The sequence below is a fragment of the Priestia sp. MDV22-iso46 genome (assembly GCF_058629175.1).
Window position 1 is genome coordinate 119,303 of the sequence record NZ_JBZVWT010000004.1, and the last position, 21,233, is coordinate 140,535.

Consider the following 21,233-nt stretch of genomic DNA (forward strand, 5'->3'; position numbering starts at 1 on the left):
AGTATTTTTTATATGAGGGATTAATTAAAATCCCTTACTAACTCTTTTGCGGCGCCTTCATCTGTAATGAGAATCGAATCATGCGCTTGTTGCATAAACGCTTTAATTGCCTTTGCTTTTGATGAACCTCCTGCAACAGCAATAACACATTTATTGTTCTTTAAATCATCGAGTTGTATGCCAACTGTTTTAACTTTATGAACAACTTCGCCTTGATGATTAAAATAGTATCCAAATGCCTCACCTACAGCATGTCCATTTTTCACTTTTTCTAAGTCAGCCTGTGGTGTTTTACGGCGTTCTGCCATTGTCATAGCGTCTCCTATTCCGTGAACAACCATACCAGCGGACTTGATTAAATGAAGCATGTCTTTAATAGATGGCTCACCGATAATGGATCGGTATGCTTCATCACTAAGCTGATCTGGAACATGAAGCAAGCGATAGTGACTCATGGACTTTTCAGCCATCTTAGCACAAATCGTGTTTGCTTGGTTTTGTACATTTTCACCTAGCCCTCCGCGAGCAGGTACAAAAAGTATATCAGGGTGTTTTGAATCAGGTGTCATCATTTCGGCAACGGCGGCAAGCGTTGTACCACCTGTAACAGCAACGGTATTTTTTTCACCAACAAGGCGCTCCTTGATACACGAAACAGATGCTCGACCCATTTCATTTTTGACCCAAGGAGACTGATCACTATCTCCAGATACAACAACAACTTCTGATAAAGAAAACGCCTCTTTTAATGTTGTTTCCAATAATCGAAGTCCTGAAACTTCCTTCATTACTTCTTCTAATTCAGCTAGAAGTAGTTCTCCCTCGTTTGTAAGCGTCATCCCACTAGGGTAAATGTCAATCAAATCTTGTTCTTTTAAGAATGTTACTTCGCTTCGTAACACACGTTCTGTTAGCCCAAGGCTTACAGCTAAGTTTCTGCGGCCAATCGGCTGCATTAAACGTATGTATTGCAAGATTTGATAGCGCTTTTGCATAACTGAGAGAAGTTCAGGTAATAATTTTCGTTGTACTTCTATTAAAGAACGCATGTTAAAATCCCCTTAAGGCATAAACTCGCTGGACATATTTTGTCCCGTATAGACATATTATGTCCCACCTTGCGCAAAAAAAATTCACCCTGCTACAAAATCTATTCTAACAGGAGTGAATCCTTTATTCAACTCATGTGTTGCCTATTTTTAAAAGTAAGCGTTTTCTTAATGGAATACCTGTTATTTTTCCATATTCCACTTCTTCTCCATCCATTTCTACTACAGGAATCGCAAGGTGATACTTTTCCAGCCACTCATCGTTTTTGTAAATATCTCGTTCAATAAGCTGCAAGGGAAACTCAGACTGCATCTCTGCAAGCAGCTTCTTTGCATCATCGCATAAATGACAGCCATTTTTGGTATACAGTACGACTTCCACATTCTCACTCCTTTACTGCGTCACAAAAAGTTTTCGTTGACTGGATGGTAGAACGTTTAATTGGTCTCGATATTTGGCTACCGTTCTTCTTGAAATAGTAACGTTATAATTGCTTTGCAAGACGTTAGCCAACTGCTGATCTGAAAGCGGACGCTGTTTGTTTTCTTCTGCTACTAGCTTTTTAAGCAGTTCTTTTACGTGAGTTGTAGAAGTCGCTTCGTTGTTGCCCAGTTGAATACTAGTTGAGAAAAAAGATTTCATTGAAAAGGTGCCAAAAGGCGTTTGAATATATTTGTGCCGAGTAGCACGGCTAATCGTTGATTCATGCACAGACGTTTGTTCCGCTACTTCCTTCATTGTTAACGGCTTCAAATACGAAGGACCCTTTTTAAAAAATGCTTCTTGTTCAACGAGTAAGGTATTCATTAATGCGTTTAATGTATCTTTGCGTGTGTGTAAACTTTTCATAATCCATTGGAATTCACGATATTTCTCTTGCAAATAAGAAAACATTTCTTGGTTCTGCCTATTTTTCAGCTGAAGTTTGTATTGTTCATTCACTGAAAGTCGAGGTTCCAAATCCTCATTTGCATAAGCAACGACATTTCCATCTTCAATTTTCACAATAAAATCCGGTACAATGAATCGTTCATTGGACTTCATATAAAACGATCCAGGACGAGGATTTAATTTCTTAATCTGTTCATGTAATTGTTGAAGAGCTTCAAGTGAGATTTGACATAACTTTGAGATTTTCATCCATTTTTTATACGCAAATTCCTCAAAGTGATGTGTCAAAATTTGCTCTATTTTTTCTGTCCATTGATTATTCCTTTTTAATTGAAGCATTAAGCACTCTTGTAAACTTCTTGCCCCTACTCCTGCCGGGTCCATCTGCTGCACAAGCTGGAGAGCCTTTTCAACCTGCTCTTGACCTTGGCCAAGCTGGTTAGCAAGTATGATTAACTCATCGTGCAAATAGCCAGCATCATCCAGACTATGAATGACAAACTCAACGGCTGCCTGCTCACATTCATCTAATTTTAACAATGCGGATTGATTCATTAAATGTTCGTACAGCGTTTCTTTAGGAGCTGGTATACTGCTCATATAATCTGTTGAATCAGAAGTTGCATGATTTTTTTGATTGTGAGATGTATAGACGGGCAGCTCTGAAAAATCTATAAGCGGATTTTGAAGCGCCTGCTCATGTAAAAACGCTACAATATCCATCGATGAATATTGTAAAAGAGAAATAGCTTGTGATAATTCTTTTGACATCGTCAGCTTTAACGACTGCTGCTGAAATAATCCAATCTCCATTATTTCTCCCCTCCCCTTCATCTATTTTACTATAAAAACGCTTTCAAAGAGCATGTAACTATTTTTTATATGTAATTTTTTCATCAAAAAATCTCCGTCAACCTTTGTTAACGAAGCAGTTCATCCTATTTTTAATTACTAACCATCAAAAAAGTAATAGAGTTATGCACCTTTATAACTTTTCATTATAATTCGCACCAACCACATGATCCGAGTAATAATCCGACATGACGTTTTCTTCGTCATGTCGAATTTTCTGCATGTGTATAATATATAGAAAAATTACTTATTGAATGGTTTGTGCCATTTGCATAAACTTGTCCAAGTTTTCTTCGTCATTTTTCGTGAAGATGGTTAGCTTCATTGGTTTCTTTCCTTTAACCAACACAGCGTTTACCGTATGATCGCCAGATGTGGCTTCATACCAAACAGAATCTTTGAAGATTCCAGTCTCTTCAAGATTCTTTTTCTCTGCTGCATTTTTATTAACTGCTGTTGCCGTTTGTTTAACAGATTGAGCAGCGTCGTCCATCGATGCTTTTGATGAAAGCATTTCGATACGCATAAATTGAGAATCATCTGAAGTTAATACTAACGCATCTTTTCCTGGTTCTTCACCCGTTAGTTTATAACCGTCCATTACTTGAATAGAATAATCTTGTTCTGGGCTTTTTGTTAGTTTTGTTTCTGAAGAAGACGTTGACTGTTCATCATCCGCTGTTTCGCTAGTTGATGATTGACTTCCTGAAGGTTTGGCTGAGACCTCGGAAGAATCCGCATCTTTTTTCGAATCTTCTTTTGCAGCGCCTGATGTTTGATCAGATTTAGAAGCTGTGTCCTGCTGAACATTTTCTGCTTGATCATTAGACTTCGGCTGAGCAGAATCTTCGTTCGTCCCGCATGCAGACAGCAATAGTGCTACCGATGCACTGACAATGAAAAGTTTGTTCATATATTTCATATTTATTCCTCCTCCGTGTTTCTTTTCCTTATATACTGTTTTATAGTATTCTGACAAATTCCGCAACCGGTACAATGGAATTAATTTCTTGCTTCCTTACGCGTATAAAGGTTTATAGGAGGAAAATAAATATTATTTTTTGAGAAGATGAGCCTTTTTACTCAAAATAAAAAACGTTGCGTAAAACGCAACGTTTTAAGACGCCCTCGACAGGATTCGAACCCACCCTAAGAGAACCGGAATCTCTTGTGCTATCCACTACACTACGAGGGCATATTTGTCACAACTTCCATTATAGGAGAGAAAACTTCTCTTTTCAATAGAATACTACGTTTATTTTTTTTAGAAGGGGGAAAAATTTTAATAATGTCAAAGAGGAATACATAGTCTTTTAAGCGAATATGTGTAGTAGAGGTTCTTTTGTTTGACCTTTATTGACCATACGTGTATTATAGGTACATAACAAATTATTCTTGTTAAGGAGGAATTTAATATGAACTTAATTCCTACAGTTATTGAACAAACAAACCGTGGTGAACGTGCTTATGACATTTATTCACGTTTATTAAAAGACCGCATTATTATTTTAGGTAGTGCTATTGACGATAATGTAGCTAACTCAATCGTTTCTCAGCTTCTATTCTTAGCTGCTGAAGACCCAGAAAAAGATATCTCACTTTATATCAACAGTCCAGGTGGCTCTATTACAGCTGGAATGGCTATCTACGATACGATGCAATTCATTAAGCCAAAAGTTTCTACAATTTGTATCGGTATGGCTGCATCAATGGGTGCTTTCTTACTGGCTGCTGGTGAAAAGGGCAAACGTTTTGCTCTTCCAAACAGCGAAGTAATGATTCATCAACCTCTTGGTGGTGCTCAAGGACAAGCTACTGAAATCGAAATTGCGGCAAAACGTATTCTATTCTTACGCGAAAAACTAAATTCAATTTTAGCTGAGCGTACAGGTCAACCGTTAGAAGTGCTACAACGTGATACAGATCGTGATAATTTCATGACTGCTGAACGCGCTTTAGAATACGGTCTAATTGACAAAGTATTAGAAAACGACCCTAAATAAGAAAAAAGCCTTTCCCACTTTGGGAAAGGCTTTTTTATGCATCGTTCTCTACGTAAGCTACTAACGCATCCATTGCTTCTTTTTCATCTACCCCTTCAACAATGAGCGTAATAAGAGACCCATTATTAATCGCTAAGCTCATTAACCCCATGATACTTTTAGCGTTGACTACTTTCTCATCTTTCTTCAAGTACACATCAGATGTAAAACGAGTTGCTTCTTGCACAAATAGTGCCGCAACACGAGCCTGTAATCCCGTTTTTAATTTTACTTCTACTTGTTTTTCCATGATAAAATCCTCCCCCTTGCAATTCCCCTTATGTGACTGGCTGACCGGCGCGAAGCTTGTCTGCTATTTGGTCAATTTTACGCAACCGATGGTTAATGCCCGATTTGCTAATTTGACCTCCAGATACCATCTCACCAAGCTCCTTTAACGTAACGTCTTGGTATTCCACACGCAAACGAGCAATTTCTCTTAGCTTTTCTGGTAAGATGTCTAATCCAGCTGTTTCATCAATATAACGAATGTTTTCCACTTGACGAATAGCCGCTCCGATCGTTTTATTTAAGTTAGCTGTTTCACAATTAACTAAGCGATTAACGGAATTTCGCATATCTCGGACGATTCTTACATCCTCAAACCGTAACAGAGCGTTATGGGCTCCAATGATATTTAGAAACTCCGTAATTTTTTCAGCTTCTTTCAAATAGTTAATATAGCCTTTTTTCCGTTCTAATGTTTTACTATTCAATTGAAATTCGTTCATTAAATTGCATAAAGCTTCGTTGTGCTCTTCATACAATGAAAAGATTTCAAGATGGTACGATGATGTCTCTGGGTTATTAATAGAACCGCCGGCTAAAAATGCGCCTCTTAAGTAGGATCGCTTACAGCATTTTTTTTGTACTAGCTCTGCTGAAATACGATGTGTAAACGTGAATCCTTCTTCTACAATTTTTAAGTCTTCCAAAAGCATTCTCGTTTTCTCTACTAATCGAACAATATACACATTGTTTTTTTTCAACCGCATTTTCTTACGCACAAGCAGTTCTACTGAAACATCATAATTTTTCTTAAGCAGGACATAAATGCGCCGAGCAATCGCTGCGTTTTCTGTTTGAACATCAACCGTGAATTTTTTATTCGAAAAAGAAAGTGAACCATTCATTCGAATTAATGCAGAAAGCTCTGCTTTTGCACAGCAATCTTTGACTTCTAAATTCGTTAACTCTTTTTTTGTTTCTGATGCAAATGACATAACTTCACCTCCAATCTACATACGGAAATAGTGTTAAACACCCGTATTCGTTTTACCTTGCAGCGATGTCAGCATAGAATACACAAGCTTTGCTACTTTTTTTGTATCATGCCTAATTACGCTGCCGTCATACTGAATAATTTGATCTTCAATCACTTCTAACCCTAATTTTAGCAATACTTCACGATCATATTCTACAGGCTGAGCCTGCTCTACTTGGTATTTCTTTTTCAAAGGTGCTGGAATAGGTGCATTATTGACGATAATCGCATCTAAAAATGCACAAGGCATATGATTGTAAAGCGCTTTAATATGATCACTTGCCTTAAAGCCCAATGTCTCACCCGGCTGCGTCATCACGTTGCATACGTACACTTTCTTTGCTTTTGTCGAACAAAGCTCGTTACAAATATCCTGCACCAGTAAATTCGGCAAAATACTTGTATAAAGACTTCCGGGCCCCAACACAATTAAATCAGCTCGTCGAATCGCTTTTATTGTCTCGACAAGCGGTTTCACATCGGCGGGCGATAAAAATACTTTATTAATTTTTTTATTAACTTCTGGAATTTTAGATTCACCTGTTACGATGGATCCATCTTGCATCTCCGCATGCAGCACAACACTTTGATTAGCTGCTGGAAGTACTTTCCCTCTGACGTTTAGTACTTTGCTCATTTCTCGTATAGCATGCACAAAATCGCCAGTAATAGACGTCATAGCTGCAAGCAACAAATTGCCAAGAGAATGGCCTGTAAGCTCATTTCCTGTATCAAATCGATGCTGAAAAAGCTCTTCAACTAGTGGCTCTACATCAGATAAAGCAACTAGCACATTTCGAATATCACCAGGAGCAGGGATTTCAAGTTCATCGCGCAATCGGCCAGAACTTCCCCCGTCGTCTGCTACGGTTACGATGGCTGTAAGATCAAGAGGGTATTCCTTCAACCCTCTTAACAGCACTGGTAAACCCGTTCCTCCCCCAATGACGACAACTTTTGGAAGCTGTTCACTGCTCATCTATGATTTTCCTTTCTCCTCTCAATGTCACGATGAGAAATATGAGTTTTGTATTCATTCTGGAAATGGTGACCTAAATATTCAGCTAATGTGACGGAGCGATGCTGTCCGCCTGTGCATCCTATAGCAATGACCAGCTGGCTTTTACCTTCTCGCTTGTACTGTGGAAGCATAAACGAAAGTAAGTCTACTACTTTTTCAATGAACTTTTGAGTTTCCGTCCATTTTAATACGTAAGAAGAAACCTCTTCTTCAAGCCCTGTTTTAGGACGCATATGGTCAATGTAGTGAGGGTTTGGCAAAAAGCGCACATCAAAGACTAAATCAGCGTCAATAGGTACACCATATTTAAAACCAAACGACATCACATTAACAGTAAAAACCTGTGAAGCGTGCGACGAAAACTGAGTTAAAATCTTTTCTCTAAGCTCTCTTGGTTTTAACTCTGACGTCTCATAAATAAGCTGAGCTCTTCCCTTTAACTCCTCAAGAAGCTCACGTTCCATACCAATTCCTTCTAAAGGTAAACCCGAAGGAGCTAGCGGATGTGAACGTCTCGTTTCTTTATAGCGCGTCACCAATACAGAATCTTTTGCATCTAAAAATAAAATTTGTGGCGTGACCCACGTTGTTTCACTCATGTTATCTAATGCTTCAAACAGGCTTTCAAAAAACTCTCTGCCTCGCAAGTCCATAACAAGAGCAACTTTATTCATTTTATTCCCTGACTCTTTCATGAGTTCTAAAAATTTCGGTAGCAATGTAGGGGGTAAATTATCTACACAAAAGAACCCTAAATCTTCAAAACTCTGAATTGCTACTGTTTTTCCTGCACCTGACATTCCAGTAATAATCACTAATTGAATATCGCTTACAGACCCAGTACTCATTTTCCATCCCCCTCAATCTATGCATACATGTCTATTTATCATTAACAAGGATCAATTCGATAAGATAATAACTCGAAATCCGTTGTATACGTAAAGTTGCCATAAATAACACCCGACCCTTTTGCTACATAATCGATAATGTGATGATCTCCCGGTGCCATCGGCAATTCACTTACTTCACTCAAATTATGCCAACCGAGTTTGCCTTCTTCTGATTCTAGCACATTTGTCCCATCAAAATCTGTAGCAAAAAAAGTAAACATCATCCATTCAGATGAAATTTGATCGTTTTCTTTCATCGTAAAAGTAAAGATACCTTTTACAGTGGGATTTTTCAAATAAATTCCCGTTTCTTCACGAAATTCTCTCACAACAGAGTCTTTTACAGATTCTCCTTGCTCCATTTTCCCACCCGGGGCCACCCACCAGTTTCTTCGTGGCTTTTGAAGCAACAATACTTTATCGTCTTTCATTAATACACAATTTGTGACCCTTTGCATGTTTTCCACCTCATCATATGTATACTGACATTTTCTTTTATTATACTACGAAACAAACTTCTCTCACAACGGAGATGAACTAACTATTACTAAATTTTCTGAAAATAATCTATTGCTGTTATATACGGAAATTCAATCTGTTATAGTCACAAAAAAGAGGCATAGGAACACGTCCTATGCCCGACATACATATATTTTATAAAAGGGGGTCAATTACTATCTATATAGTACCCCATCAATGTTTCACAGGTGTTACAGAACAGTTAAAACCGAATTACGTTTTGTAAAAGATTGATTTCAGCCTTATTGCTGAATAGCTTTTAACTTTTCTTTTAACTCTTCTACATAGTGCTGAGCCGCTTGAGCAGCAATGCTGCCATCACCTGTAGCTGTTACAATTTGACGAAGAGCCTTTTCACGAACGTCTCCAGCTGCGAACACACCTGGTACTTTTGTTTCCATTTGCTCGTTCGTTTCAATATATCCTTCTTTATTCGTGATGTTTAGGCTTTCGAATGGTTTTGTTAGTGGAACCATTCCAACATAAATGAATACGCCGTCCGCACCGAACTCGCGCTCTTCACCTGTTTTTGTGTCTACTAACGTTACGCTGCCTACTTTACCGTCTTTTTCATTTACTTCTTTGACCGTTGTATTCCAAATAAAATCAACTTTTTCGTTGTCAAATGCACGCTGCTGTAGGATTTTCTGCGCGCGAAGCTCATCGCGTCGGTGAATAATTGTTACTTTTGTTGCGAAGCGTGTTAAATATACGCCTTCTTCAACCGCAGAGTCTCCACCGCCTACAACGACTAGCTCTTTACCTTTAAAAAATGCGCCGTCACATACAGCACAATAAGATACGCCGCGGCCGCCTAGTTCTTTTTCTCCTGGCGCGCCTAATTTTTTATATTCTGCACCAGTAGCAACGATTACTGAACGTGTTTTATATTCTTTGCTGCCTGCACGAACTGTCTTGTATTCTTCTCCGTCGATGATTTCTTTAATATCACCGTACGCATATTCCGCACCGAATTTTTTTGCATGCTCAAACATTTTGTTAGAAAGGTCAGGGCCAAGGATATGATCATAACCTGGATAGTTTTCTACATCTTCTGTATTAGCCATTTGACCGCCTGGAATTCCGCGTTCAATCATTAGTGTTGATAAATCTGCACGAGATGTATATACAGCAGCAGTCATACCTGCTGGACCTGCCCCAATAATAATGACATCATAAATTTTTTCTTCTGTCATTGCTTTACACTCCTTTTAGGAAATTCCTTCGTAGTTGATTCCAAATTTATGGATAATTATTTCGTTACCACTATCCTAATATGTTCTTCCTATTACCGTCTATTTTTTTGCTCAATTTAATAACGTATTCACAATTTTACTGTACTTTCTAACTGTTGCAACGGAAATGGAATATTGTTTTGCCGCATCGGCTTGAGTAATAGCCTGCCTTTTTTCTTTCGCCCATATATATGTGACGGCTGCGGCCCATGCATTTACGTTCACATGCTGAAAATCATAGGATTGTTTATATACCTGTACATATACATAAAACCAAAAGCTTAAAAGATCCTGGGTATCACTTTCATTCTGCGATTCCATCTCCAGTTCAATAACATCTGCCACCTCAAAAATCACATGTTGTTTATCCTGCCATACATACGTATATACTTCATCCAAAAGTGTACTCATATGTATGGACGACTTGATTTCTTCTAAAAGAAGCAGACGCTGCTGTTCAGGAAGCTTTTTTGCCATATACAAGCTGTAAAGCTGATCGTGAACATTTTTTGTTGCACACTTCTTTTTCGCTGTAACATCCACTTTCGATTGAAAAACCTTCGCAGCTTTTTGACTGATGCGCCAAGGCTCCTCTCCTTCTTTATCAGGAACGTCTTCCAATGCCAGCTTCCACATTTCTTTAGCGAACGCTTCACGTCCGGTATAGTAAGAGGCATATGAGAGCCAATAATGAAATGAGTTGTCTCCTTGAAATCCTTGTGTATAAAGCTTTTTTAACCATCTGTATGATAGTTTGTATTGACCAATCAATGCAAATGTTGCTCCAAGCTTATAGCGGTGTTCAAATGACATTGGATAAACGCGGCTAAGCCCGTCTGTAAGCTCCTCAACTTCTTTATGCTTATGGCAATAATAATAGAAAATCAGCTGATTGCATAACGCATGAAGATTTCCAGGGTTTTTCTCCAATACTTCATTCAGCAAATCCATTGCCTCATCAATTTTATTTAAATAAAAATAAGCTAACGCTAAATTATTATATGCAGACCAGAATTCTGGATACTCATCAATTATTTCAGTTAACAAATCCACTGCTTCTTCAAAATTCGTTGCTTCAAGCAGTCGTTTTGCTTGTTCTTGTTTTATAATCAGCATGTCGCCTAGCTGATTTTTAGGCTCTTCATCTTCTTCATCCACATCAATTGATAGTAAATCTAACAGATCTGTAGCCGATCGAAAGAGGTCACCATTTGGAAAATGCTCAATGTAATACATCGCGTATTTTTTTGATTCTTCAAACAGTCCAAGATGCGCATAGCTGTTGGCTATATAGTAGTAACAGCTTCCTAATTTATCGTCCATATGATGAATCACATGGAGAAAAAGCTCGTTGGCATCTTGATAATCTCCCTGCTCCGTTAAAGCTACTCCAACGTTTGTAAGAAGCTGTGGATTACGGGCATTCTCTTTGTTTGCACGCGTTAAATACTTGAGCGCTTTATCCGACTCCTCTTCTTCAAACGCCTGCAGCGCTTTTTCGAAATAGAAGTCACCCGTTTGCGAAAATGGAATTACTTGTGCCATTTTTTGAATTACTTTTGAGTGTTTTTCCATTAAGCCCTCCAAATAAGTTGATAATTTCGACGTTCGTAGTATATCACATTTGCCAAGAAGTTTAATACCTCTATTCAAAAAAGGAGCCTGTAAGCAGTCGTTTCTTGACACAAATAAGAGAAGGTTTTGCCTCTTTTATCTAAAATGAGACAACTCCTTCTCTCCTTTCACTATGTAGCTATTAGCTAGAGTGACGCTCTTTTAATACTGATAGGACATCGTCTAAAGGCAGCTTTTGCTCACGAAGTAAAACAAGTACGTGGTACAATAAATCCGCAACTTCCCACTTCAGCTCATCATGGTCACGATTTTTTGCTGCAATAATCACTTCACCAGCTTCTTCTCCTACTTTTTTGAGGATTTTATCTACGCCTTTATCGAATAAGTACGTCGTATAAGCTCCTTCTGGCATTTCAGCTTCACGCTTAGCGATTACTTCTTCTAGCTCATTAATAATAGCAAACCGATTATCGTTTTGTTTATTTTCGCCAAGAATTGTTTCATTAAAGCAGCTGTAAGCGCCCGTATGACAAGCAGGACCTTGAGGCTCCACTTTTACAACAAGAGAATCGGCATCACAGTCATATGCCATGCTCACAATTTTTTGTGTGTTTCCAGAGGTTGCGCCCTTGTGCCACAACTCTTGTCGAGAACGGCTGTAAAACCATGTTTCACGTGTATCAATTGATTTTTGAAGTGATTCTTCGTTCATATAAGCCAATGTTAAAACTTCTTTGCTCACAGCATCTTGTACAATAGCTGGCACAAGTCCATCACTGTTGAATTTAATGTTTTCAATCGTCATCGAATGCTCACTCCTTGTTGTTTTGCATAGCTTTTAATTTCTTTTACAGATGTTTCTTTATAGTGAAAGATCGAAGCCGCCAAAGCCGCGTCAGCTTCCCCTTTTTCAAACGCATCGACAAAATCTTGACCATTTCCTGCGCCGCCAGAAGCAATAACAGGAACGCTCACCGCTTGGCTGACTGCTTTGGTTAATGCTAAATCAAACCCTGACTTTTCACCGTCTTTATCCATACTCGTTAACAAGATCTCACCCGCACCGCGCTTCACTGCTTCTCTTGCCCAGTCGATTACTTCCCAGTTCGTTGCGTTGCGGCCTCCGTGTGTATAGACTCGCCATGATTGTAAGCTTTCATCGTACTTAGCATCGATGGCTACTACAATACACTGAGCTCCAAAAAAATCGGACCCTTCTGTAATCAGTGTTGGATTGAGTACGGCCGCTGTATTTAATGACACTTTGTCTGCACCAGCACGAAGCATTCTTTTCATATCTTCTAATGCATTAATTCCTCCGCCCACCGTAAAAGGAATCGCTAGCTGAGATGCTACTTCTTCTACAACATGTACCATCGTTTTGCGTCCTTCATGAGAAGCAGAAATGTCTAAAAAGACTAATTCGTCTGCGCCTTCTTCATCGTAAAATTTCGCCAACTCTACAGGATCTCCTGCATCTCGAAGTTCCACAAACTGAACTCCTTTTACCACACGGCCGTCCTTTACATCTAAACAAGGAATGATTCGTTTTGTAATCATTACGCTTTCACCTCTTGAAGTGCTTCAGCTACTGTAAACTTATTTGTATAAAGTGCTTTCCCTACAATCGCACCAATAACGCCGTCAGCTTCATATTTCTTTAGTGCATCTAGATCAGCAAGTTTACTAACTCCCCCTGATGCAATCACACCTTTTCCAGTAGCCTTAGCCATTTCAACAATTCCTTCCACATTAGGACCAGACAGCATACCATCAGTAGAAATATCCGTGAAAATAAATGTTTCCGCACCAGCATTAGCCAATTCTTTTCCTAGTTCTGTCGCTTTGATTGTAGATGTTTCCACCCAGCCTTCCGTTGCAACATAGCCATCACGTGCATCAATACCAATAGCAATACGCGCACCATATTCCTTCAGCATTTTTTTCACAAATTCAGGATTAGAAATAGCTGCACTTCCTAAAATAACGCGGTCAATTCCGTTTTCTAAATAGTAAGCAACGTCAGCTTCTGAGCGAATGCCTCCTCCAATTTGCACACGTACATCTAATTTCTTTTTCACGCCTAGCACAAATTCATCATTCACACGCTTGGCCGCTTTTGCACCGTCCAGATCAACCATGTGAATCCACTGAGCGCCTTCACTTGCGAATTGTGTGGCCATATCTACCGGAGAATCTCCGTACACTGTTTCTTTTGTGTAATCTCCTTGAAGCAAACGGACGCACTTTCCTCCGCGCATATCAATGGCTGGATATATTTCAAATTTGCTCATACGATGGGCTCCTTTTCTCTAAGAAGTTTGCATAATTTTGCAGCATTTGCATTCCGATTGCACTGCTTTTTTCAGGGTGGAATTGAGTGCCAAATACGTGTTCTTTTCCAACAACTGCTGGAACTTCAACATCGTAAGGACTTGTTGCTAAAAGCACGTCTTGATCATTTGTTTTTACGTAATAAGAGTGAACAAAGTACACGTGACCTTCACTGATTCCATCAAGCAGAGCAGACTGCTGATGAAAATCTAAAGAGTTCCAGCCCATATGCGGAACTTTATATGTCTGTCCTTCGGCAGTAATGCCGGGAATACGCTCCACTCTCCCTTTTAACAGTTCCAGTCCTTTTGTTACGCCGTTCTCATCGCTTTCCTCAAATAAAAGCTGCATACCTAAACAAATTCCAAGCAAAGGCATTCCTTTTGCTACTTCCTCTTTAATAAAGTCCGTCAGCTTTGTTTGATTCAGCTGTTCCATCGCATCTTTGAATGCTCCAACTCCAGGAAGAATCAGCCCTTTTGCCTTTCTTAGTTCTGCAGGATCTGCGGAGATAATATAGTCATAGTTTAATCGTTCAAGAGCTTTACTTACGCTGTATAAGTTGCCCATCCCATAGTCGATAATGCCAATCATTTACAACATCCCTTTCGTCGAAGGCACACCTTTGACACGCGGATCAATCGTTGTCGCTTCGTCCAAAGCACGTGCTAATGCCTTAAATACCGCTTCAATAATGTGGTGTGTATTTTTACCGTAGTGTACAATTACATGTACATTCATGCGAGATTCTAATGCAAATTTCCATAAAAATTCATACACAAGCTCTGTATCAAATGTACCGACGCGCGACGCGGGAATGTCACCTTTAAATTCAAAATGAGGACGATTGCTTAAATCCACTACGACTTGAGCCAAAGCGTCATCCATTGGTACAAAAGCATTTCCATAGCGTTTAATTCCTTTTTTATCACCGAGCGCTTCTTTGAACGTTTGACCAAGGCAAATACCGATATCTTCCGTTGTATGGTGATCATCAATCTCCGTGTCTCCATCTGCTTTTACATCAAGGTTAAACTGTCCGTGTTTTGTAAATAAATCGAGCATATGATTTAAAAAAGGAACGCCTGTATCAATGTTCGCTTTTCCTTCTCCATCGATTCCAATGGCTAATGCAATATCCGTTTCGTTTGTTGTACGTTTAATACTTGACTCTCTCATTGTGAAACTCCTTTCAACTGTGCATGTAATAAGTAAAGAAAAGAACATTTCTACTCTTTTCTTTTAATCTCCACCTTATTTTTTAAAGCGTTCTTCAACCGCCCTTGCATGAGCTTCTAGCCCTTCTAAACGAGCAAACGCTGCGATTTTCGAGACATTTTTCTGCAGAGCTTGTTGGCTGTATGAAATGATACTAGACTTTTTCACAAATGAATCAACTGATAAAGGACTTGAGAATTTTGCTGTCCCATTTGTTGGAAGAACATGGTTTGGTCCCGCGAAATAATCGCCAACAGGTTCTGAGCTGTATCTTCCTAGAAAAATAGCACCGGCATGACGAATGGAACCTAAAAGTTCAAGCGGACTTTCAGTCATAATTTCTAAATGCTCAGGAGCTAATTGATTAACAGCTTCAATCGCTTCTTCTAATGACCCAGTCACATAAATAGCGCCATGGTTATCAATAGAAGGTTTTGCAATTTCTTTACGAGGTAAAGATTCCACTTGTCTTTCCACTTCTTCTTTAACAGCTTCGGCTAATTTCATAGAAGGTGTAACTAAAATGCTTGAAGCTAATTTGTCATGTTCTGCTTGAGACAATAAATCAGCGGCCACTTCGTTCGGCTTGGCCGTATCATCTGCTAGTACGACAATTTCACTAGGTCCAGCAATTGAGTCAATGTCTACTAAGCCATATACTTCTCTTTTCGCTAATGCAACAAAGATATTACCTGGCCCTACAATTTTATCGACGGATTGAATTGTTTCTGTTCCATAGGCAAGTGCTCCTACTGCCTGAGCTCCCCCTACTTTATAAATCTCTTTGACCCCAAGCTCACTCGCTGCTACCACTACTCCAGCAGGAAGCGCGCCGTCTTTTCCTGGAGGTGAAACCATCACGATACGTTTTACACCTGCCACTTGAGCAGGAATGACATTCATTAAAACGGAAGAAGGATAAGCCGCAAGGCCTCCCGGTACATAAACACCTACTGCATCTAAAGGCGTTACTTTCTGCCCTAAAATGGTGCCGTCTTCTTTTGTTGTCATCCAAGACTGCTCGACCATTCTTTCGTGGTAATCACGAATGTTGTCAGCAGCTTCACGAATGGTTGACAGCATATCTGCATCAACCAGCTCATAAGCACGCTTCTTTTCTTGTTCTGTCACAAGCAAAGAAGAAAGCTCAACGCCGTCAAATTGGGCTGTATACCGTTTTAAAGCTTCGTCTTTTTGCTCTTGCACCTGCTTTAAAATATTTACGACAATTTCTCTTTGAGCACTTGTCCCTTGATCAATCGTACGCTTTAAGCTCACTTGTTCTGTTACACGTGTAATTTTCAATGTATGTCACCTCTTTTATACAGGTTGAACCACTTGGGCTAAACGATTCACTAAATCATCAATTCGTTCGTCTTTTAAACGATAGCTCACAGGGTTCACAATCAAACGCGATGTAATATCTTCAATGTGCTCCAATTCAACAAGTCCGTTCTCTTTTAGTGTTTGTCCCGTTGATACAATATCAACAATCCGATCAGCCAGGCCGATTAAAGGCGCTAATTCAATCGAACCATTCAATTTTATAATTTCTACTTGCTCTCCTTGCTCCCTGAAATAAGTAGATGCTACATTTGGATATTTAGTTGCCACTTTTTGAGCAATTTCTGATTTTTTAGCATTAGGCAAACCGGCAACGGCCAGATGACATTTACTAATATTTAAATCCAACAGCTCATAGACATCTCGTTCTTCTTCTAACATTACGTCTTTACCTGCAATACCAAGATCCGCTACTCCGTATTCTACATAAGTAGTAACATCCATTGGTTTTGCTAAAATAAAGCGCATGTTCTCTTCAGGAATATCTACAATCAGCTTGCGCGAATCGTCAAATTCTGGCGGCAATTGAAAGTCTGCTTGACGCAAAAGTTCAGCTGCTTCTTCAAAAATACGTCCTTTTGGCATTGCAATTGTTAATAGTTCACTCATTATTGTCCCCCCTTGCCTCGTTTTCCAATTAGAAACGTGACTTCTTCAAACTGTGCAGTAAATACATCAACATCATCAACGCCTGCAATTTCCTGAGTCACTACCCGGTATCCTTGCTTGCGCTGTTCAGCAGCTAAAGCTAATGCCTCATCCAAACGCTCCTGGCTATATAATATGCCGTATACTGCTGAAGGCTCATATACTTCTTCGCCCAGCGCTTCAATTAAGCGGTCCAGCTGAATTCCAAATCCTGTAGCTGGTGTTTTAGACGCAAATTTTTCAAGAAGCTGGTCATAACGTCCTCCATTACCGATATGGAAACCAACGTTTTCAGCAAAGACTTCAAATAAAATACCTGTGTAATAGCTCATATGACTGACTAAGTTAAAATCAATTTTAATTTCATCCGTTACACCGTATGCATCAAGCATATTCCATAGCTTTTTCAAATCGCCGGCTGCTTTTTTACCAGCTTCGTTTTCAACTAGTTCAACCGCTTCTTCAATCTTCTTTTCATCTCCGCGCAGGTTAAGCAGCTGAAGGAGACGCTGTTTATCAATAGAAGATAGATTCAAATCTTTTACATGATTACGATAGCCCACGTAATTTTTCTCATATAAAAAGCGGCGAAGCACGTTAGCACGTTCTTCATTTCCGACAATTTCTAAAAAAAGCGAATTAACAAACCCGATGTGGCCAATTGCCACTTTAAATGATTTAAGTCCCGCTCTTTTTAATGCGCCGATCATGAGAGCAATCACTTCAGCATCGCTGCTCATCGTAGCGTCTCCAATTAGCTCAACGCCTATTTGTTCAAACTCCGCCGGGCGGCCGCCCTCACGCTGCTGAGCTCGGAATACATTTGCTTCATAAGCTAAGCGCAAAGGAGAATTATTTAAAAGTTTTGAAGCGGCCACACGTGCAAATGGTGTTGTTACATCCGGTCGCAGCACAAGCGTATGCCCTTCTTTATCTAAAAGTTTAAACAATTGTTGATCTAAAATAGCTGATGCGCTTCCTACCGTCTCGTAGTATTCCACAGTAGGCGTTGCCATATATTGATAGCCCCAGCTGCCGATTTCATCTGCCAGCTGATTGCGAACTTGTTTTTTTCTTTCAAAAAGAGCTGGCAGGGTATCCCTCATTCCAAGAGGTTTTTCAAACATAAATAACTTTGACATTCCGACACGTCCTTTAAGCTTGATTTTATCTATTAAGGAACCATTGATAGGTTGATTTTACTTTATTACGCTAATATATTAGCGTAATAACAAATTAAAGTTATTGATAGTTTACACCCGATAAAGTCAGCCGTCAACCGCCAGCTGTTCAAATTTACAAAAAAAACCACAGCTTAGTTCTTGCTAAGTTGTGGCTTTAGGTTCTGCTTCCCTGCGCTTTTCCATTTCTTCTTTTGTATAGATGACACGCATAGGGTTACCTCCAACAAAGAAACCGGGTGCTACATCTTTATGAACCACCGTTCCAGCCGCTACAACCGCTTCGTTGCCGATTGTTACGCCTGGAAGGATGGTGCTATTTGCTCCAATCATCACTTCATCCCCAATGATGACATCTCCAAGACGATATTCCGTTATCAGATATTCATGAGCGAGAATAGTTGTATTGTATCCGATAACCGTATTGCGTCCTACTTGTATTTTTTCAGGAAACATAATATCGAGCATCACCATAAGGGCAAAGGATGTTTGAGGTCCTACTTTCATCCCTAAGCACGCTTTGTACAGCCAGTTTTTCATCGAAAGAAAAGGCGTATAGCGAGCGCATTGAATGATTAGGAAGTTGCGCACTACTTTCCAAAAAGGCACGGTCTTATAGACATGCCAAAGGGAATTAGCTCCTTTAACCGGATAGCGCGTCGTTTTTCTCACTGACGTTCTCCTTTTAATATATCAATTAAATCCGTCATATTTTCTAAAATAATATCAGGATTATAAGAAGCGATATGATCTCTTCCTTTTGCACTCCAAGCAACTCCAGCTGTTTTCGTATAAGCTCTTTGGCCAGAAACGATGTCATGATGGTTATCTCCCACCATCAGCGCTTCTTCAGGTTTAGCATTAAGCAGCTTCAGTGCTTTTTCTACTGGCTCAGGATGCGGCTTTGCATTTGTCACGTCTTCAATTGCGACAATCGTATCAAAGAACTGATCTAACTTTGTTAACTTAAGCCCCATCATGACCGTATTTCTTTGCTTTGTTGTGACAATACCTAATTTATAATCCTGCTCGTGCAGCCATTTAACTGTTTCAAGTACGCCTTCAAATTCTTTAACAAGCAAATCGTGATTGGCTAGATTATGCGTGCGATACATCTCAATCATTTCGTTTACTTTCGTTTTATCCATTTCTACAAACGTGTCGTATAAAGGAGGTCCCATAAACTGTAAAATATCTTCACGAGTATATTGTTCAGGATAATAGTGATTAAGCGTATGAGTAAAAGAGGCAATAATTAATTCATTTGTATCAATTAGCGTACCGTCTAAATCAAACAAAACCGTATTAATCGTCATTATTCATTTCCTTCCCTTGCGTCAAATCAAGTTTGTGTAAACCTTGTAGCTTTTCTTCATTTACGCCTTAGATTGTTCTTCTTCATTCTCTAAGTATTTCTGTTTACTCATTCCCGTCACGCGGCGGATAATAATTAAAATAATGGCTATTACAATCAGTGCAAGTGAAACAACTTGAGCGATTCTGAGTGTATGCGTCAGCATTAAGCTATCCGTGCGAAGCCCTTCTACAAAGAAGCGTCCAACTGAGTACCAGATTAAATAAGATAAGAAAATTTCTCCTTTTCGCAGACTGGTGCGGCGAAGTACCATCAACAGGATAAATCCAGCAAAATCCCATAATGATTCGTATAAAAACGTAGGATGATAATATGTACCGTTAATATACATTTGGTTAATAATGAAATTTGGAAGGTGTAACCCTTCTAAAAAAGCACGGGTAACCGGCCCCCCATGTGCCTCTTGATTCATAAAGTTGCCCCAGCGCCCAATGGCTTGGCCAAGGATTAAACTAGGCGCAGCAATATCAGCCAACTTCCAAAATGAAATCTTTTTTACTTTCGAATACACAATGGCAGTTAATACGCCTCCGATTAAGCCTCCATGAATGGCAATCCCACCTTGCCAAACCTGAGGTATTTCATTTAAATGCTTTGAATAGTATCCCCATTCAAAGGATACATAATAAATTCGCGCACAAATAATAGCTATTGGCACAGCAAATAAGATAAGATCAACAAATGTATCTTTTGATAAGCCTCTTCTTACGCTTTCTCTTGTCGCAATATAAAGACCTAATAGAACACCTGCACCGATAATTACGCCGTACCAGTAGACCGTTAGAGGGCCAATTTCAAGGAAAACGCGATCTAACGGCTGAATAGTTGCTTCCACAAGTTAACACCCTTTCTTATAAATCTTCACGATCTCCTTCTTCAATTACATCTGTTAGGCGTGCAGAAAATTGTTCTGCTGCGTTAATACCCATACGCTTTAAGCGGAAGTTCATTGCTGCCACTTCAATGATAACAGCTAAGTTTCGTCCCGGACGTACTGGCAATGTAATTTTTGTAACGTCTGTATCAATGATTTTCATTTTATCTTCTTCTAAACCAAGGCGATCATAATGTTTCTGCTGATCCCATGTCTCTAACTGAATAACAAGTGAAATTCGCTTATAGCTTCGTACAGCTCCTGCGCCGAATAGCGTCATCACATTGATGATCCCTAGTCCTCGAATTTCAAGCAAATGCTCGATTAAACCAGGCGCATTTCCTACAAGCGTGTCTTGGTCTTCTTGACGGATTTCCACACAGTCATCGGCTACTAGGCGATGTCCCCTCTTAACAAGCTCTAGAGCTGTTTCACTTTTACCAACGCCGCTTTTTCCCATGATTAATACACCAATTCCGTATATATCAACTAATACGCCGTGCAGGGCAGTAGTAGGTGCTAGCCGGCTTTCAAGAAAATTCGTTAAATGGCTGGAAAGTCGCGTTGTTTTAAAGCTTGAACGCAGCACAGGAACTGACTCACGCTCTGAAGCTTCAATAAGTTCTTTCGGTACATCCATTTCACGCGAAACGATGATAGCCGGCGTGATATCTGTACACATCTTTTCCATTCGAACTTTTTTTTGTTCATCATCTAACTGTTTAAAAAATGATAGTTCTGTTTTACCTAACAGCTGGATACGTTCCGCTGGGTAATATGTAAAATAACCTGCCATTTCAATACCTGGACGTGAAATATCACTCGTTGAAATAGGACGGTCGATTCCTTCTTCTCCGCTAATAAGCTCTAATTTAAATTTCTCAATGATGTCTTTTGTACGTACTTTAACCACCGTGCAT

At 39.5% G+C, this 21,233-nt stretch carries 24 protein-coding genes and 1 tRNA gene; 1 reads left to right on the forward strand and 24 read right to left on the reverse strand.

Annotation, left to right across the window (positions count from 1 at the left end; genetic code table 11):
* Nucleotides 1–20: 20 nt before the first annotated feature.
* From AC4NPH_RS21515 to AC4NPH_RS21535, 5 genes are all read right to left on the reverse strand, one after another.
* Nucleotides 21–1,049: a sugar-binding transcriptional regulator gene (locus AC4NPH_RS21515; protein WP_013059703.1), complete on the reverse strand. Its 1,029-nt coding sequence runs from the start codon at nt 1,047–1,049 to the stop codon at nt 21–23.
* Between the two features lie 133 nt (nt 1,050–1,182).
* Nucleotides 1,183–1,431, reverse strand: coding sequence for a glutaredoxin family protein (locus AC4NPH_RS21520; protein ID WP_025601476.1), 249 nt, complete (start codon nt 1,429–1,431; stop codon nt 1,183–1,185).
* A gap of 12 nt (nt 1,432–1,443) precedes the next feature.
* The gene (gene rpoN, locus AC4NPH_RS21525; RefSeq protein WP_013059705.1) at nt 1,444–2,754 is read right to left on the reverse strand and encodes an RNA polymerase factor sigma-54; all 1,311 of its coding nucleotides are present in this window, start codon (nt 2,752–2,754) and stop codon (nt 1,444–1,446) included.
* A 286-nt stretch (nt 2,755–3,040) separates the two neighbouring features.
* Nucleotides 3,041–3,715 (reverse strand): DUF8580 domain-containing lipoprotein, encoded by a 675-nt coding sequence (locus tag AC4NPH_RS21530; protein WP_063670681.1) that lies wholly within the window; start codon nt 3,713–3,715, stop codon nt 3,041–3,043.
* Between the two features lie 201 nt (nt 3,716–3,916).
* Nucleotides 3,917–3,988 (reverse strand) — tRNA-Arg (locus AC4NPH_RS21535).
* A gap of 220 nt (nt 3,989–4,208) precedes the next feature.
* On the opposite strand from AC4NPH_RS21535, the gene clpP reads away from it, so the two are divergent.
* Entirely contained in the window at nt 4,209–4,796 is a 588-nt protein-coding gene (gene clpP / locus AC4NPH_RS21540) for an ATP-dependent Clp endopeptidase proteolytic subunit ClpP (RefSeq protein WP_013059707.1), read from the forward strand.
* Between the two features lie 34 nt (nt 4,797–4,830).
* Here clpP and AC4NPH_RS21545 read toward each other — a convergent pair whose 3' ends face one another.
* From AC4NPH_RS21545 to hprK, 19 genes are all read right to left on the reverse strand, one after another.
* Nucleotides 4,831–5,085 carry an HPr family phosphocarrier protein gene (locus tag AC4NPH_RS21545; RefSeq protein ID WP_013059708.1) on the reverse strand — a complete coding sequence of 85 codons (255 nt, stop codon included), beginning with the start codon at nt 5,083–5,085 and terminating at the stop codon, nt 4,831–4,833.
* A gap of 28 nt (nt 5,086–5,113) precedes the next feature.
* Nucleotides 5,114–6,058 (reverse strand): DNA-binding protein WhiA, encoded by a 945-nt coding sequence (gene whiA / locus AC4NPH_RS21550; protein ID WP_013059709.1) that lies wholly within the window; start codon nt 6,056–6,058, stop codon nt 5,114–5,116.
* A 33-nt stretch (nt 6,059–6,091) separates the two neighbouring features.
* The gene (locus AC4NPH_RS21555) at nt 6,092–7,078 is read right to left on the reverse strand and encodes a gluconeogenesis factor YvcK family protein (RefSeq protein WP_013059710.1); all 987 of its coding nucleotides are present in this window, start codon (nt 7,076–7,078) and stop codon (nt 6,092–6,094) included.
* Nucleotides 7,075–7,968, reverse strand: coding sequence for an RNase adapter RapZ (gene rapZ, locus AC4NPH_RS21560; RefSeq protein ID WP_013059711.1), 894 nt, complete (start codon nt 7,966–7,968; stop codon nt 7,075–7,077). Before rapZ ends, AC4NPH_RS21555 begins: the two co-directional genes overlap by 4 nt.
* Nucleotides 7,969–8,009: 41 nt before the next feature.
* A complete protein-coding gene (locus tag AC4NPH_RS21565) occupies nt 8,010–8,468 on the reverse strand; it encodes an 8-oxo-dGTP diphosphatase (protein WP_013059712.1) in 459 nt (152 codons plus the stop codon).
* 303 nt (nt 8,469–8,771) lie between these two features.
* Nucleotides 8,772–9,725, reverse strand: coding sequence for a thioredoxin-disulfide reductase (gene trxB, locus AC4NPH_RS21570; RefSeq protein WP_013059713.1), 954 nt, complete (start codon nt 9,723–9,725; stop codon nt 8,772–8,774).
* Between the two features lie 111 nt (nt 9,726–9,836).
* Entirely contained in the window at nt 9,837–11,339 is a 1,503-nt protein-coding gene (locus tag AC4NPH_RS21575; RefSeq protein ID WP_053487808.1) for a tetratricopeptide repeat protein, read from the reverse strand.
* Nucleotides 11,340–11,520: 181 nt separating this feature from the next.
* Nucleotides 11,521–12,144 carry a bifunctional phosphoribosyl-AMP cyclohydrolase/phosphoribosyl-ATP diphosphatase HisIE gene (hisIE, locus tag AC4NPH_RS21580; RefSeq protein ID WP_013059715.1) on the reverse strand — a complete coding sequence of 208 codons (624 nt, stop codon included), beginning with the start codon at nt 12,142–12,144 and terminating at the stop codon, nt 11,521–11,523.
* Nucleotides 12,141–12,899 (reverse strand): imidazole glycerol phosphate synthase subunit HisF, encoded by a 759-nt coding sequence (hisF, locus tag AC4NPH_RS21585; protein ID WP_013059716.1) that lies wholly within the window; start codon nt 12,897–12,899, stop codon nt 12,141–12,143. Before hisF ends, hisIE begins: the two co-directional genes overlap by 4 nt.
* A complete protein-coding gene (gene hisA, locus AC4NPH_RS21590; RefSeq protein ID WP_013059717.1) occupies nt 12,899–13,633 on the reverse strand; it encodes a 1-(5-phosphoribosyl)-5-[(5-phosphoribosylamino)methylideneamino]imidazole-4-carboxamide isomerase in 735 nt (244 codons plus the stop codon). The genes hisF and hisA overlap by 1 nt, the downstream gene beginning before the upstream one ends.
* Entirely contained in the window at nt 13,620–14,267 is a 648-nt protein-coding gene (gene hisH / locus AC4NPH_RS21595) for an imidazole glycerol phosphate synthase subunit HisH (RefSeq protein ID WP_013059718.1), read from the reverse strand. Before hisH ends, hisA begins: the two co-directional genes overlap by 14 nt.
* On the reverse strand, nt 14,268–14,852 hold the full coding sequence (hisB, locus tag AC4NPH_RS21600; protein WP_013059719.1) for an imidazoleglycerol-phosphate dehydratase HisB: 585 nt from the start codon (nt 14,850–14,852) through the stop codon (nt 14,268–14,270).
* Nucleotides 14,853–14,927: 75 nt separating this feature from the next.
* Nucleotides 14,928–16,196 (reverse strand): histidinol dehydrogenase, encoded by a 1,269-nt coding sequence (hisD, locus tag AC4NPH_RS21605; RefSeq protein ID WP_013059720.1) that lies wholly within the window; start codon nt 16,194–16,196, stop codon nt 14,928–14,930.
* Between the two features lie 15 nt (nt 16,197–16,211).
* Nucleotides 16,212–16,844: an ATP phosphoribosyltransferase gene (hisG, locus tag AC4NPH_RS21610; protein WP_013059721.1), complete on the reverse strand. Its 633-nt coding sequence runs from the start codon at nt 16,842–16,844 to the stop codon at nt 16,212–16,214.
* Nucleotides 16,844–18,025: an ATP phosphoribosyltransferase regulatory subunit gene (locus tag AC4NPH_RS21615; protein ID WP_013059722.1), complete on the reverse strand. Its 1,182-nt coding sequence runs from the start codon at nt 18,023–18,025 to the stop codon at nt 16,844–16,846. Before AC4NPH_RS21615 ends, hisG begins: the two co-directional genes overlap by 1 nt.
* Nucleotides 18,026–18,208: 183 nt before the next feature.
* Entirely contained in the window at nt 18,209–18,736 is a 528-nt protein-coding gene (locus AC4NPH_RS21620) for an acyltransferase (protein WP_013059723.1), read from the reverse strand.
* Nucleotides 18,733–19,380: a pyrophosphatase PpaX gene (ppaX, locus tag AC4NPH_RS21625; RefSeq protein ID WP_013059724.1), complete on the reverse strand. Its 648-nt coding sequence runs from the start codon at nt 19,378–19,380 to the stop codon at nt 18,733–18,735. Before ppaX ends, AC4NPH_RS21620 begins: the two co-directional genes overlap by 4 nt.
* Before the next feature lie 60 nt (nt 19,381–19,440).
* Entirely contained in the window at nt 19,441–20,274 is an 834-nt protein-coding gene (gene lgt / locus AC4NPH_RS21630; RefSeq protein ID WP_013059725.1) for a prolipoprotein diacylglyceryl transferase, read from the reverse strand.
* Nucleotides 20,275–20,290: 16 nt separating this feature from the next.
* Nucleotides 20,291–21,226: an HPr(Ser) kinase/phosphatase gene (gene hprK / locus AC4NPH_RS21635; protein ID WP_013059726.1), complete on the reverse strand. Its 936-nt coding sequence runs from the start codon at nt 21,224–21,226 to the stop codon at nt 20,291–20,293.
* Nucleotides 21,227–21,233 lie beyond the last annotated feature (7 nt).